Origin of the sequence: Planotetraspora phitsanulokensis (assembly GCF_016863295.1) — a bacterium.
In the GTDB taxonomy this organism is placed as follows: Bacteria; Actinomycetota; Actinomycetes; order Streptosporangiales; family Streptosporangiaceae; genus Planotetraspora; species Planotetraspora phitsanulokensis.
On the sequence record NZ_BOOP01000003.1, the window covers coordinates 43,918 to 57,427 of the forward strand.

Annotated in this window: 11 protein-coding genes; 1 reads left to right on the forward strand and 10 read right to left on the reverse strand. The window is 71.3% G+C overall.

Translation table 11 applies throughout. The features are described from left to right. Window positions 1-125: 125 nt before the first annotated feature. The 9 genes from Pph01_RS03080 to Pph01_RS03120 all read right to left on the reverse strand — a co-directional run bounded on the left by Pph01_RS03080 (window position 126) and on the right by Pph01_RS03120 (window position 11,579). Entirely contained in the window at window positions 126-458 is a 333-nt protein-coding gene (locus Pph01_RS03080; RefSeq protein ID WP_204071374.1) for an STAS domain-containing protein, read from the reverse strand. 244 nt (window positions 459-702) lie between these two features. After that, on the reverse strand, window positions 703-1,854 hold the full coding sequence (locus Pph01_RS03085) for a glutathione-independent formaldehyde dehydrogenase (RefSeq protein WP_204071375.1): 1,152 nt from the start codon (window positions 1,852-1,854) through the stop codon (window positions 703-705). 356 nt (window positions 1,855-2,210) lie between these two features. After that, a complete protein-coding gene (gene clpB / locus Pph01_RS03090) occupies window positions 2,211-4,829 on the reverse strand; it encodes an ATP-dependent chaperone ClpB (protein ID WP_204071376.1) in 2,619 nt (872 codons plus the stop codon). Between the two features lie 2 nt (window positions 4,830-4,831). Further along, window positions 4,832-5,131, reverse strand: coding sequence for a chaperone modulator CbpM (locus Pph01_RS03095; RefSeq protein WP_204071377.1), 300 nt, complete (start codon window positions 5,129-5,131; stop codon window positions 4,832-4,834). Further along, the gene (locus Pph01_RS03100) at window positions 5,128-6,105 is read right to left on the reverse strand and encodes a DnaJ C-terminal domain-containing protein (RefSeq protein ID WP_204071378.1); all 978 of its coding nucleotides are present in this window, start codon (window positions 6,103-6,105) and stop codon (window positions 5,128-5,130) included. Before Pph01_RS03100 ends, Pph01_RS03095 begins: the two co-directional genes overlap by 4 nt. Further along, complete coding sequence (locus tag Pph01_RS03105; RefSeq protein ID WP_204071379.1) at window positions 6,105-6,728, reverse strand: nucleotide exchange factor GrpE; 624 nt, start codon at window positions 6,726-6,728, stop codon at window positions 6,105-6,107. Before Pph01_RS03105 ends, Pph01_RS03100 begins: the two co-directional genes overlap by 1 nt. Before the next feature lie 12 nt (window positions 6,729-6,740). Continuing rightward, entirely contained in the window at window positions 6,741-8,624 is a 1,884-nt protein-coding gene (gene dnaK / locus Pph01_RS03110) for a molecular chaperone DnaK (RefSeq protein WP_204071380.1), read from the reverse strand. A gap of 512 nt (window positions 8,625-9,136) precedes the next feature. Beyond that, on the reverse strand, window positions 9,137-10,126 hold the full coding sequence (gene ligD, locus Pph01_RS03115; RefSeq protein ID WP_239116398.1) for a non-homologous end-joining DNA ligase: 990 nt from the start codon (window positions 10,124-10,126) through the stop codon (window positions 9,137-9,139). Between the two features lie 61 nt (window positions 10,127-10,187). Beyond that, a complete protein-coding gene (locus Pph01_RS03120) occupies window positions 10,188-11,579 on the reverse strand; it encodes an MFS transporter (protein WP_204071381.1) in 1,392 nt (463 codons plus the stop codon). Window positions 11,580-11,677: 98 nt separating this feature from the next. On the opposite strand from Pph01_RS03120, the gene Pph01_RS03125 reads away from it, so the two are divergent. Next, window positions 11,678-12,556, forward strand: a complete 879-nt coding sequence (locus tag Pph01_RS03125; protein ID WP_239116399.1) for a LysR family transcriptional regulator — start codon at window positions 11,678-11,680, stop codon at window positions 12,554-12,556. Between the two features lie 22 nt (window positions 12,557-12,578). On the opposite strand, the gene Pph01_RS03130 is transcribed toward Pph01_RS03125, so the two are convergent. Next, window positions 12,579-13,388 (reverse strand): MBL fold metallo-hydrolase, encoded by an 810-nt coding sequence (locus tag Pph01_RS03130; protein WP_204071383.1) that lies wholly within the window; start codon window positions 13,386-13,388, stop codon window positions 12,579-12,581. Between the last annotated feature and the right edge of the window lie 122 nt (window positions 13,389-13,510).

A 13,510-nucleotide genomic window follows, 5' to 3' on the forward strand; every position in this document is an offset into this window, starting at 1 on the left:
GGCCGGATCTTGAAGTTGCGCGTCATAGAGGTGTCGCCCCCTCACTCCGCGTACGCCTCCCGGCCGGTTGTCCTCACCGGGCCCATCGCCTTCCAGAAATCGCGGTCCAGAACAGGCGGGTTGCGTCAGCTCAGCCGCCGGCGGTCCGCCTGGATCGGGTCGAGCCGGTGATCGAGGGAAAGAATCGACAGCAGCCGGTCGACCCTGGGCGTGACGTGCATCAGGATCAGCGTGCCGCCTTCCTTGCTGAGCCGCACCTTCGCATGGATCAGGGCGCGGAGCCCCGAGCAGTCCATGAAGGGCACGCCGCTCATGTCCACCTCGAGGTACGAGACCTCCGGCCGCAGCAGTGCCTCATCGAGCGCGCGTTCCAGGAGGTACGCGGTGGCCAGGTCGAGATCGCCCCGCGGACGGACCACGGCGGGTTGGTGTTCTATGGTGACGTTCAGCCCCTCCATCGCCGCCTCCAGAGGTCAGCCGGGCGAGCCACGACGAGCCCCCCTAGCTCTTGCTAACAGATCGGCCGCCCTCCGTGAGCGATGACCAGGTCAAACCAGCGCAATATGTCAGATACCCGGTAAATGGCGATATCGCAGGGTCTATGAGCACCTCCAAGCGATCCGGCATCTGTCGCCCCCATGGGCGCGTCATCCCTTGAGGGGACGTCACCCTCCGTGACGCGTGATGCGCCGAGTCCGTGCGTCAGCTGAGCTTGCTCGGGTGGATGAGGACCTTGGTCCAACCATGGTCCCGGCGGTCGAAGTGCTCGTACCCGTCAGGCGCGTCGTCCAGGTCCAGCTCGTGCGAAACGACCCAGGACGGCCGGCCCCTGCCCGCGTGGATGAGCGTGCAGAGCTGCCGGTTGTAGCTCTTCACGTTGCACTGGCCGTTGCCCATCGTCTGGCCCTTGAACCAGAACATCCCGTAGTCGAAGGCGATCTCGCCCAGCTTGTAGAGATCGTCCGGGCTGCCGGGGTCGGACGGGATGAAGACGCCGACGACGCCGATGGTCCCGGTGAACTTGACCGATCGGACGAGGTCGTTGAGCGTCATGTTGGGATGCTCGTGCCCCTGTGGATCGTGCGCCTGGTAGCCCACGCACTCGCAGCCGCAGTCGGCGCCGAGGCCCCCGGTGAGCTCCATGACCTGGTCGACCGGCGAGACCTGGGAGTCGTCGATCGGGATCGCGCCGATCTCCTCGGCCTTGGCGAGACGATCGGGGTGACGGTCGACGATCATCACCTTGCTCGCGCTCCTGAGCATGGCGGAGTAGGCGGTCATCAGCCCGACGGGCCCCGCTCCGTAGATCACGACCGAGTCGCCCGCCTCCATACGGGCGAGCCGGGTGGCGTGCCAGCCGGTGGGCCAGATGTCGGAGAGCATCACGTAGTCGTTCTCCTTCTCCTTCGCGTCCTCCGGAAGGATCAGGCAGTTGAAGTCCCCGTACGGCACGCGCAGGAGTTCGGCCTGACCCCCGCTGTAGGGCCCCATGTCCGCGAAACCGTAGGCCGCCCCGGCCATGCCCGGCTCGGGGTTGGTCGTGAGGCAGTAGGCCGTCAGGCCCTTCTCGCAGTTCGCGCAGAACCCGCATGCGATGTTGAACGGGATGCAGACCACGTCGCCGACGCGGACGTGGTCGACGGCCGATCCGATCTCGATCACCTCGCCGAGGTTCTCGTGCCCGAGGACCCGGCCCGTCTCGATATCGGTACGGCCTTCGTACATGTGCAGGTCCGACCCGCAGATGTTGCTCGTTGTGACGCGGACCAGGACGTCGGTGGGCCGTTCGATGTGCGCGTCCGGGACTCTCTCGACGTTGACCTGCCGAGGCCCCTCGTAAACGACGGCTCTCATGATTCCCCCCGGTGATTGCGAAGAATCGGAGCGGCGGCGCCACGGCGCCTCGCCGTTCGCGAAGGCCGTCCGCCGAGATCGACGGGCCCGGTCTCGGGCCGGATCCCGCATCGGCGGCGTCTGAATGCACCCGTCGCGCGGAGCCGGCCCCCGGGGCCGCGCCGCCTGGTCTTCGGTGCGCCGCTGTGACCCTACCCGTCTCGGGAGGTCGAAACCCGCGGGCGGCGGATCGTCGGTCAACTATCCCTTGACCCCTGTTTTCCTTCCCGCTGCCTGGAGATGTCCGGCCCGGCACCGGCGAGGACGCGGGGCCGGTGCGGCGACCGCCCCGGCGTCCTCGGCCGACGATCGCGTGGTCAGCGCTCCGGGTTCTCGTACGCGACCGTGAGCGTCCCGTCCGACAGGCCGACGCGGATGACTGCGCCGTCGAGGACGTCGCCTGCGACCAGGGCGCGGGCGATGCGGGTCTCGACCTCCCGGGCGATGAAGCGGCGCAGGGGCCGGGCGCCGTAAACCGGATCGAAGCCCTGCTCGGCGATGTGCCGGACGGCCTCGGGAGTGACCTCCAACGTCATCCGGCGGTCGGCAAGACGTGCCTTCACGTCGCTGAACATCAGCCAGACGATCTGCTCGACCTCCGCCTCGGTCAGCGGCTTGAACAGGACGATCTCGTCGATCCGGTTGAGGAACTCGGGACGGAACCGGGCACGCAGCTCGGCCATGACCATCTCGCGCACCTCGGGGTCGATCTCGCCCGCCGGAGCGGCCTTCTCGCTCAGGTAGTGCGAGCCGATGTTGGACGTCATGATGATCACGGTGTTGCGGAAGTCGACCGTCCGGCCCTGGGCGTCGGTGAGCCGTCCGTCGTCGAGCACCTGCAGCAGGATGTTGAAGACGTCCGTGTGCGCCTTCTCGATCTCGTCGAACAGCACCACGGAGTACGGCTTGCGCCGCACGGCCTCGGTGAGCTGGCCGCCCTCCTCGTATCCGACATATCCGGGTGGCGCGCCGACCAGCCGGCTGACCGTGTGCCGTTCCTGGTACTCGCTCATGTCGACGCGGACCATGTTGTCCTCCGTGTCGAACAGCGCCTGCGCGAGCGTCCTGGCCAGCTCGGTCTTCCCGACGCCCGTCGGGCCGAGGAAGATGAACGAGCCGATGGGTCGGCGCGGGTCCTTGATCCCGGAACGCGCCCGGATGACGGCGTCCGCGACGGCCTGCACGGCCTCGTCCTGGCCGATCACGCGCTCGTGCAGGATCTGGTCGAGCCGCAGCAGTTTGTCCCGCTCGCCCTCCTGGAGCCGTTGAACCGGGATGCCGGTCCAACGGGACACGATGCCCGCGATCTCCTCCTCGGTCACCACCTCGCGCAGCAGCCGGCGCCCGCCCTGCTTGGACTCGAGCTGCTCCTCGCCCGCGGCGAGCTTGCGCTCCAGCTCGGGAAGCCTCCCGTGCGTCAGTTCGGCGGCGCGGTTCAGGTCGTACGTCCGCTCGGCCTGGTCCGCCTCGCGCCGCACGTTCTCGATCTCCTGGCGCAGTTGCTGCACTTTGTGCAGGGCGTGCCGTTCGGCCTCCCACTGCGCGCGCATGGCGTCGGCCCGCGCCCGCATGTCGCTCAGTTCGCCGCGCAGGGCCTCCAGGCGGTCCCGGCTCGCCGGGTCGTCCTCCTTGGCCAGGGCCGCCTCCTCGATCTCCAGGCGCATCACCACGCGGGTGAGCTCGTCCAGCTCGGCGGGCATGGAGTCGATCTCCGTACGGAGCATCGCGCAGGCCTCGTCGACCAGGTCGATCGCCTTGTCCGGGAGGAAGCGGTCGGAGATGTAGCGGTGGCTCAGCACGACCGCCGCGACGACGGCGCTGTCGGTGATCTTCACGCCGTGGAACACCTCGAGGCGCTCACGCAGGCCGCGCAGGATGGAGATGGAGTCCTCCACGGACGGCTCGTCCACGAAGACCGGCTGGAGGCGGCGCTCCAGCGCGGCGTCCTTCTCGATGTGCTTGCGGTACTCGGTGATCGTCGTCGCCCCGATCATGTGGAGTTCGCCGCGGGCCAGCATCGGCTTCAGCATGTTCCCCGCGTCCATGGCGCCCTCGGCCGCGCCCGCGCCCACGACGGTGTGGACCTCGTCGACGAACAGCAGGATCCGGCCCTGCGACGCCGTCACCTCCGTGAGCACGGCCTTGAGCCGCTCCTCGAACTCGCCCCGGTACTTCGCCCCCGCGACAAGGGCCCCCATGTCGAGGCTGAAGATCGTCTTGTCCTTCAGGCCCTCGGGCACGTCGCCGCGGGCGATGCGCTGGGCGAGCCCCTCCACGATCGCGGTCTTGCCGACCCCCGGGTCGCCGATGAGCACCGGGTTGTTCTTGGTCTTGCGGGACAGGATCTGCACGACCCTGCGGATCTCGCCGTCCCTGCCGATGACCGGGTCCAGCTTGTCGGCCCTCGCCGCGGCCACCAGGTCGCGGCCGTACTTCTCCAGGGCCTCATAGGCGACCTCCGGCATGGCGGAGGTCACCCGCTGGTTGCCGCGCACCTGGGTGAGGATCTCCAGGAAACGCTCACGGTTCAGCCCGTGACCCCGCAGCAGCCGCCCGGCGGCGCTGTCGGTCCCCTCATCGAGCAACGCCAGCAACAGGTGCTCGACGGAGACGTACTCGTCCTTCAGCCGCCGCGCCTCCCGGTCGGCCGCGTCCAGCAGCCGGGACACGCGCTGGGTGAGGTAGACCTGGCCGGGGGCCGCGCCGGGGCCGGTGACCCGGGGCCGCCGCTCCAGTTCCGCCTCCAGCTCCAGCCGCAGCTTGTCGGCGTCCGCGCCCGCAGCCGACAGCAGCCGGGGCACGAGTCCCTCGGGCTGCTCGAGCAGCGCCGACAGGAGGTGCTCGCCGTCGACCTCCGTGTGCCCGTGGCGGATCGCCTTGGTCTGGGCGTCGTGGAGGGCCTCCTGCGACTTCTGGGTCAGACGGTTGATGTCCACGATCAGCCTCCCGTCGTACCGGATCGGACGCGCAACTCCGTCTCGAGCTCCGCGATGCGATCGAGCAGGTCCGTCACCAGGCCCAGCGAGGCGTAGTTGACGGCCAGCCCCGCGTGCAGGCGTTGCAACCGGCCCGCCGCCGCGAGCTGGGAGATCGGGAAGCACAGGTCGCCGCCCGGGTCCGGAACGGCGTCGATCAGGCCCAGGACCACCAGGCGGCGCACCAGATCGGGGTGCAGGCCCGTGGCCCGGGCGAAGGACTCCAGGTGCAGATGCGGCGACCGTGCGAGGGGCCGGCTCATGATCGCGTCCTCCCTCCGGATCGCGGGGTGAAGCTCGAGACGCCCGCCAGCTGTTCGTAGAGGCGGCGCTCCTCGTCGGTCAGCGTCGGGGGGACCATGATCCGGGCCTCGGCGAGCAGGTCTCCCGGCTTGCCGCGCGGATTGGGCATGCCCTGGCCGCGCAGCCGCAGGCGCCGTCCGGAGGAGGTGCCGGCGGGAACCTTCACCTTCGCCTCTCCCCCGGGGGTCTCGACCGCGACGGTCGCCCCGAGCGCGGCCTCCGAAGGGGTGAGCGGCAGCCGGACGTGGATGTCGCGGCCCTCCAGGCGGTAACGGGGGTGGCCGGTGATCCGCGTGATCAGGTAGAGGTCGCCCGCCTGCGCGCCGTCGCCGCCCTCGCCCCCCTGACCGGCGAGCCTGATCCGCTGCCCGTCGGTGACGCCCGCGGGGATGTCGACCTTCAGCGTGCGCGTTCCCCCGCGGCCCGGGAGGGTGATGGCGCGGCGTCCGCCGCGGTAGGCCTCCTCGACCGTGAGCGGCAGTTCGGCCTCCTGGTCGGCGCCCGGGACCGGCCCCCAGCCCCGTCCGGCGGCCCTCCCGTGACGTCCGCGGCCCCCGAACATCTCCCCCAGCAGGTCGTCGAGGTCGATGCCCTCTCCGGTGGCGAACCGGATCTCCTCTCCCGCGGGGCCGCGCGCCCATCCGGCCCCCGGTCCCGCTCCGGCACCCGCGCGGGCCCGCGCGTACGCCGCGGGATCCACGCCCTCGGGCACCTGCCGGAAGTCCCGGCCGAAGGCGTCGTAGCGACGGCGCGTGTCGGGGTCGGACAGCACCTCGTAGGCCTCCGACACCTCCTTGAAGCGGTCTTCCGCCCCGGGGTCCTTGTTGACGTCGGGATGGTAGGAACGCGCGAGCTTGCGGTAGGCCCGCTGGATCTCCTCCTGGCCCGCGGTTCTCGGCACCCCGAGGATCTCGTAGAAGTCCCGCTCGGCCATCAGTCCTCCGCCTTGGTGGACACGACGACCGATGCGGGCCGGAGCTGGTCCGGGCCGTCGCCGTAGCCGGGCCGTACGACGGCGACGACGGTGCCGGGCTCGGCCTCGGGGTCCTCCACCGTGCTCACGGCCTCGTGCCTGGCGGGATCGAAGCGGGCGCCGAGATCTTCGTTGCGCGGGAAGCCCAGCCGGGTGAGCAGGGCCACCGCCTGGTCCCGGACGGCGCGGACCCCCTCGATGACCGCCTCGGCGCCGGCGTCCGCGTGCTTGAGGGCCAGCTCCAGGTTGTCGACGATCGGCAGCCACTCCGCGGCGACCCTGGCCCGCTCGTCGAGCCGTTGCCTGGCGACGTCCCGGGCCGTCCGTTTCCGGAGGTTGTCGAGCTCCGCGACCGCCCGGAGCCAGCGGTCGTGCAACTCCGCCGCCTGCTCCGCGGTCCCGGCCCCCTCGGGCTCCTGGGTTTCTGGCTCTGTGATCTCGGGCTCCGATTCGGCGACGAGCTCGGAAGGCGCGGCCTCCGTGACGCGGTCGCGGTCCTCGACCGCGGCCTCCGTGACGCGGTCGCGCTCTTCGGCCTCGGCCTCCGCCGAGTGCCTGCGCTCCGGGAACTCGTTCTCGACCATGTCAGGCGCCCGTCACTCGGAGCTGGTGAACTCGGCGTCGATGACCTCGTCGTCCCCCGGCCCGCCGGGTTGCTCGGGTCGTCCGGGCGGCCGGCCCTGCTGTCCGGCGGCGGTGGCGCCGAGCGCGTGGTAGATCTGCTGCAGCTCGGCGGTGAGCCCGCGCAGACGGTCGACCGGCGCCTCCTCCTTCACGGCCTGGCGAGCGTCGTCGACGAGTTGCTCTGCCCTGGCCTTCTCATGCACCGGTACGGCCTCGCCGAGCTCGGACAGGCGCCGGTCCACCTGGTAGGCGACCGAGTCGAGCTCGTTGCGGGCGTCGACCGCCTCCCGCAGCCGCGCGTCGTCGGCGCGGTGCCGCTCGGCGTCGGCGATCATCCGGTCGATCTCGCTCGTGTCCAGGTTGGAGCTCTCGCTGATCGTGATCCGCTGCTCCGCCCCGGTGTCCCTGTCCCGGGCCGACACGTTCAGAATGCCGTTCGCGTCGATGTCGGTGGTCACCTCGATCTGCGGCACGCCCCGCGGCGCCGGCCGGATGTTCTCCAGCCGGAACCGGCCGAGCACCCGGTTGTCGGCCGCCCGCTCCCGCTCGCCCTGCAGGATGACCACGTCGACGGCCGACTGATCGTCCTCCGCCGTGCTGAAGGTCTCCGTACGCCGGGCCGGGATCGTGGTGTTCCGATCGATGATCTTCGTCATGACGCCGCCGAGCGTCTCGACCCCCAGCGACAGCGGGGTGACGTCGAGCAGGACGACGTCCTTGACCTCGCCCTTGATGATGGCGGCCTGGACAGCCGCTCCCAGCCCGACGACCTCGTCCGGGTTGACCGTCATGTTGGGGTCCTTGCCGGTCATCCGGCGGACGATCTGCTGCACGGCGGGCATGCGGGTCGCGCCGCCGACGAGGATCACCTCGTCGAGATCCGCCGAGGTCAGCTTGGCGTCCGACATCGCCTGCTCCACCGGCCCCTTGACCCGCTCGAGCAGATCGGCGGTGATCTGCTCGAACGTCGAGCGCATCAGCGCGGTGTTCAGATGCTTGGGCCCGTTCGCGTCCGCCGTGATGAACGGCAGGCTGACCTGCGTCTGGGTGACCGCGGACAGCTCCACCTTCGCCTTCTCCGCCGCCTCGAACAACCGCTGCAGCGCCTGCGGGTCCCGCCGCAGGTCGATGCCCTCCTGCCGCTGGAACTCGTCGGCCAGATGGTCGACGATCCGCCGGTCGAAGTCGTCGCCGCCCAGGTGGGTGTCCCCCGCGGTGGACCGCACCTCGACCACGCCCTCGCCGATGTCCAGGATGCTCACGTCGAAGGTCCCGCCTCCCAGGTCGAAGACGAGCACCGTCTCGCTGCCCTTCTTGTCCAGGCCGTACGCCAGGGAGGCCGCCGTCGGCTCGTTGATGATGCGCATGACCTCCAGGCCGGCGATCTTCCCGGCGTCCTTGGTGGCCTGGCGCTGGGCGTCGTTGAAGTAGGCCGGCACGGTGATGACGGCCTCGGTGACCTTCTCCCCCAGGAACTTCGCCGCGTCGGCCACGAGCTTCCTCAGCACGAACGCCGAGATCTCCTCCGGCGCGTACATCCGGTCCCGCACCTGGAACCGCACCGCGCCGTCCGGGCCCGCCACGACGTCGAACGAGACCGCCTTGATCTCGTCCTGGACCTCGTCGAACCGGCGGCCGATGAACCGCTTGGCCGAATAGATCGTCCCCTTCGGGTTCAAGATCGCCTGACGGCGGGCCATCTGACCGACCAGAACCTCGCCCTGGTCGGTGAACGCCACCACCGACGGCGTGGTCCGCGACCCCTCGGCGTTCGGGATGACCGTCGGATGACCGTCCTCGGTCGTCGCGATCACGGAGTTCGTCGTGCCCAGGTCGATGCCCACTGCCTTCGCCATCACTCCACCCCCTGAGGATCCGGCACGCCATCCGGTCCCCGTCCGGCGATCTCCGGTCGCACCGCTGATCTCCGCCTTCGCCGTCTACGTGGAGGTCTCCCTACGTGACCGCGTCCACCGGCGCGCAGCCGCCGGGCCTCATCGTCGGACTCCGGAGCCCCCACGCGGCGGCGTGTCCGACGGGGAGGTCGGGCCGGCAGATCTGCGCGCTGGGTCGCCTCGTCGGTGTTGTGGCCGACCGCCACAGTCTGGGCGGACCCGCGTCCCGGGTGCCCACGGGGATCAACCCCCACCGGGGGTCGTTCCTCCTGCCGAGAAGCGTGGTCCCCGCTCCTGGTCTCCGGGCTGTCTCACCGCGCTCATCGGCCACGGCTCGAACGGCGACGAACGGACCTCGAACCCTTCAACAACCAGCCAAACCGCGTGCACGTATCCCCGAAACCCTCAAACAACCATGTTTGGATCAAACTCCGACGACCCCCCGCCCGGGAGGGAAGCGCCGCGACCCGCTGTCAGCCGGCCTGGCGGCCGGGTGGAACCTCCCGGACCACGTCGGCCGGCGCCTTGTCCGGCCGCAGGCCACGCCACGACGGGTGCCGCAGGTAGCCGTCGCCGGTCCACTCGGCGTACTGGACCTCCCCCACGAGGCGCGGCTCCACCCAGTGCGCGTCCCGGGCGTGCTCACGCGGCACCGGCCCGTCGAACGGAGGTGCCGGCCGTTCCAGCGGCGCCAGCATCTCCCGCAGCTCGCGCAGCGCCGCCTCGGTGAACCCGGTGCCGACGTGCCCGGTGAACACCAGCCGCCCGTCGTGGTCGTGGATGCCCAGCAGCAGCGATCCGATCATCCCGGCGCGCCGGCCGCCGCCCGGCTTCCACCCGCCGATGACGACCTCCTGCGTCGCGAAGTTCTTCACCTTCGTCCAGTCGGCCGACCGCCTCCCCGGCCGGTACGGCGAGTCGAGCCGCTTTGCGACGACGCCCTCCAGGCCCATCTGCAGTGACAAGGCGAGCGCGACCTCTCCGGCGCCGGGGAACCACGCCGGCACCTGCCAGCGGGGGCCGGCGGTGACCACGCTCTCGAGCAGGCCCCGGCGCTCCGTGTACGGCATCGCGACCGAGGTGGCCGCGTTGACGTGCAGGATGTCGAACACCAGATACGTGACCGGCACCAGCCTCACCAACTGGGCGATCCTGTCGCGGTTGCGCTGGTGCATGCGGGGTTGCAGCGCCCCGAACGAGGGCCGTCCCGCCTCGTCGAACGCGACGATCTCCCCGTCGAGGACGCAGTCGTGGCCGCCGGTGGCCCCGGCGAGGGCGAACAGCTCGGGATAGGCGACGGTGACGTCGTTCCCGTTCCGGGAGACCAGCCGTAGGGCGCGGGCCTCCACGTAGGCCAGCGCCCGGACGCCGTCCCACTTCATCTCGTGCCCGTAGTCCGCTCCGCGCTCCGGAAGGGGGCCGAGCTGGGCCATCATCGGCGCGTACGGAGGGAGAGACCCCACATCGAGCCTGGTACCCCAGCTGGAGATCGGTACCGGACGCGACGCCGCGACGCCTCCGGCGTCAGCCCGAGGCCGCGAACCACGCTCCCGAGGCCGCGCACACCACGGCCGCGAGCAGGAACGCGTACGTTGATCCGGCCCCGGCACCGGCACCGGCACCGGCCCCGAGACCGACGCTCGCGCCCATCGCGGCGACGCCGAGAGTGGCGCCGCTCTGGCGGGTGGCGTTGAGAAGACCGCTGACGGCTCCGGCCGTGCCGTCCGGGGCGGCGCCCATGATCGCGGTGACCAGAGCGGGCAACGCGAACGACACCCCGAGCCCGGTGAGCAGCAGACCGAGCGCCGACAGGCCGTATCCGGCGTCGGACCGGACCGCGCCACCGAGCACCAGGCAGCCCGCGGTCATCAGCGCCATCCCGGCCAGGATGGGCGGGCGCGCGCCGAGCCGTACCACGATCCTTCCGGTGATCGGCGGGTTGAGGACGAACGGCAGCGTGAGCGGGAGAAACGCCAGCCCGGTGGCGATCGGGCTGAGCCGGTGCTCCTGCTGGAGCAGCAGCGGCAGCACGAACAGTCCTCCGGAAAGCGTGAAGTTCACGGCGGCCCCGACGGCGAGCCCGGCCCCCACTCCTCCGGCCCGGAGCAGCACCCGGTTGACGACCGGGGCCGGGCTGCGCCGTTCCGCCCGCAGGAACACGGCCCCGGCGAGCACCGTCGCGGCCCCTGATCCGGCGGCGTGCGCCCACGACCGCGCGCCCGCGGCGATGAGCGTGTCGGTCGCCAGCGCCAGCACCACGCAGCCGGCCGCCTGCGCGGCCCAGTCGATCCGCCGGTCGCCGCGCGGACAGCGGACCGCCCTCCCGGCGGTGAGCGAAAGCACCAGGACCGCGATCGGCACGTTGACCAGGAAGACCGCCCGCCAGCCCGCCAGTCCGACCAGGGCTCCGCCGACGATCGGGCCCGCCGCCATCGCGGCTCCGCTCGTGGCCGCCCACGTCGCCACCGCACGGGTGCGTTCGGCCGCGTCCGGATAGAGCCGCGTGATCATCGCCATCGAAGCGGGGACGCAGGCCGCCGCGGCCACACCGAGGACCGCCCGCAACGCGACCAGGATTCCCAGTGCCGGCGCGAGGGCGCACAGAAGCGAGCCGACTCCGAACACGATGACGCCGGCGCGGAAGACCCGATGCGCACCATGGCGGTCGGAGACCGCGCCGGACGACAGCAGGAGCGCGGCGAACACCACCGTGTAGCCGGTGGTGGCCCACTGCAGACCGGAGGTCGAGGTGTGCAGGGAGGCGGCCAGATCCGGCTCGGCGACCGAGAGCACGGTCATGTCCAGCAACACCATGAAATATGCCAGCGAGATGCCGAACAGCGTGGCCGTCCGGCGACGTGTCCGCGGGGCGACCTGCGCCCGCTCGCCGAACGGAGAGGGTTCAAGGGTGGTCATGCGCCTCACTGTTCTGCTCCGGCGCCGGAGCCTCCACCGGAGCACCCGTACACTCCGTTCGGAAAATCCGAACACTCCTGGCGGGGCTGGTGAGCGGCGTGGAACTGCGTCAGTTGAGGACCTTCGAGGCAGTGGTCCGGCACGGTACGGTGACCGGCGCCGCCAACGTTCTCGACCAGGCCCCCTCCAGCGTGTCCGAGCAGATCCGGGCCCTGGAGCGGTCGCTTGGCGTGGCGCTGTTCGCCCGTACGGCCAGGGGGATGCGCCTGACCGAACAGGGCGAGGTGTTGGCGCGCTGGGCCCGCGGCATCCTCGACCAGGTCGAGCAGGCGCGCCGCGAGGTGACCGGGCGGCCTCAGGCGGTGCGGCTCGGCGCGCTGGAGACCATCGTCGCCACGTACGTGCCGAAGGTGCTGGCCAGACTCGCCGAGCGCCGCCCGGGCGTCATCGTGGAGGTCCGGGCCGAGACGAGCCGGGACACGTTGCTCGCCGACGTGACCGCCGGGCGGCTGGACGCGGCGCTGCTCCTGGACACCGGGGACGCCCTCGGCGATCTCGGCTTCCCGCTGCCCGCCGCACCGCTGACCTTCGTCGACCTCGACCCGGTGCCGCTCCTCCTGGTGGCCGCACCCGATCACCGGCTCCGCGGCCTCCGCCAACCGGAGCCCGGCGATCTGGCCGGCGAGCAGTTGCTGGTCAACGTGCCGAACTGCTCCTTCCGGATGGCGGCCGACAAGCTCCTCGGCCCCGGCCCTCGGCGGGTCCAGGTAGGCGGTGTCGCGGTGATGCGCGCCTGGGCGGAGCAGGGCCTCGGCGTGGCGCTGCTCCCCGAATTCGCCGTGGACGCCGCCCTGCGGTCCGGCACGCTCATCGACCTCGGTCTTGTCGCGCCGGACCTCCACCTGCGGTTGATCTGGCGGGCCGACAGGGAGGACCTCCCCGGGCTGCGTGACGTCCTCTACGCCGCCAGCGCCTGACGGCCCGGCGGGTCTGGTCTCGTCAGGAGGTCAGCGCCGTCCACTCACCGTGGCCGGCGACGCGCAGGCGGGACGCGAGCCCGGCGTCGTCGAAGGCCTGCTCGATCTCGGCACGTCCTTCGCTGAAATGAGCCCATCCGTCGTAATGCGCGGGGATGACGACGGGCGCCCCCAGGACCTCCGCGGCCGCGGAGGCGCGCTCGGCGGTGAGCGTGAGAGGCCGGCCGCGCTCCTTCACGGGGACCCGCGCCCCACCGATGAACAGGACGGCCACGTCGACGGGGCCCACCCTCCGGGCGATCTCGGCGACCGCCTCGACCGACGCGCTGTCACCGCTGACGTACACCGTGGGCAGGTCCGTGCCCGACAGCAGGAACCCGGTGACCTCGCAGTTCACATGACCGTCGTCGTCCCGGGCGCCGTCCTGCGGGCCGTGTACGGCCGGCAGCGCCTGGACCTCCAGGAGTCCGCCGCCGTCGGCGCGCGGGAGCTCGTACGTGGTCCAGTAAGGGAGACCGACGGCGGGCGGGCCCAGCCTCCTGGCGCTCACCGGCCCGGTCAGCAGCACCGGCGCGCCCAGGGCGAACGCGCGGCCACGCTCGTCGAGGTTGTCGGGATGGAGGTCGTGGCTGACCAGCGCCGCGTCAACGGCTCCGACCTCCGGCTCGGCGGCGGCGGGACCCTCGAGCTTGGTCAGATACGCCTTCGGTCCCGGGTCGTCGAACGTGGGGTCCGCGATGATCCGCAGGCCACCCATGTCGATCACCGTCGTGGGCCCCCCGAGCACAGTGATCGCGCACTTCTGCCGTTCGGGCCCGATCCGATGTGCCATGCCCGCCGCCTCCCCGCCGACTCGCCTGCTTTCCCGTTCCCCCGTCCGCCGCGAAGCGGCTTCCACATGCATCTGGCACGGACGATGACCGCTCACCACGGCGGACGAATGGTGGCGCCTAC

Excerpts from the sequence above, each read along its gene's own strand:
- Pph01_RS03080 (WP_204071374.1), bottom strand. The coding sequence starts at position 458 with ATGGAGGGGCTGAACGTCACCATAGAACACCAACCCGCCGTGGTCCGT.
- Pph01_RS03085 (WP_204071375.1), bottom strand. The coding sequence starts at position 1,854 with ATGAGAGCCGTCGTTTACGAGGGGCCTCGGCAGGTCAACGTCGAGAGA.
- Pph01_RS03095 (WP_204071377.1), bottom strand. The coding sequence starts at position 5,131 with ATGAGCCGGCCCCTCGCACGGTCGCCGCATCTGCACCTGGAGTCCTTC.
- Pph01_RS03100 (WP_204071378.1), bottom strand. The coding sequence starts at position 6,105 with ATGGCCGAGCGGGACTTCTACGAGATCCTCGGGGTGCCGAGAACCGCG.
- Pph01_RS03105 (WP_204071379.1), bottom strand. The coding sequence starts at position 6,728 with ATGGTCGAGAACGAGTTCCCGGAGCGCAGGCACTCGGCGGAGGCCGAG.
- dnaK (WP_204071380.1), bottom strand. The coding sequence starts at position 8,624 with ATGGCGAAGGCAGTGGGCATCGACCTGGGCACGACGAACTCCGTGATC.
- Pph01_RS03120 (WP_204071381.1), bottom strand. The coding sequence starts at position 11,579 with ATGACCACCCTTGAACCCTCTCCGTTCGGCGAGCGGGCGCAGGTCGCC.
- Pph01_RS03130 (WP_204071383.1), bottom strand. The coding sequence starts at position 13,388 with ATGGCACATCGGATCGGGCCCGAACGGCAGAAGTGCGCGATCACTGTG.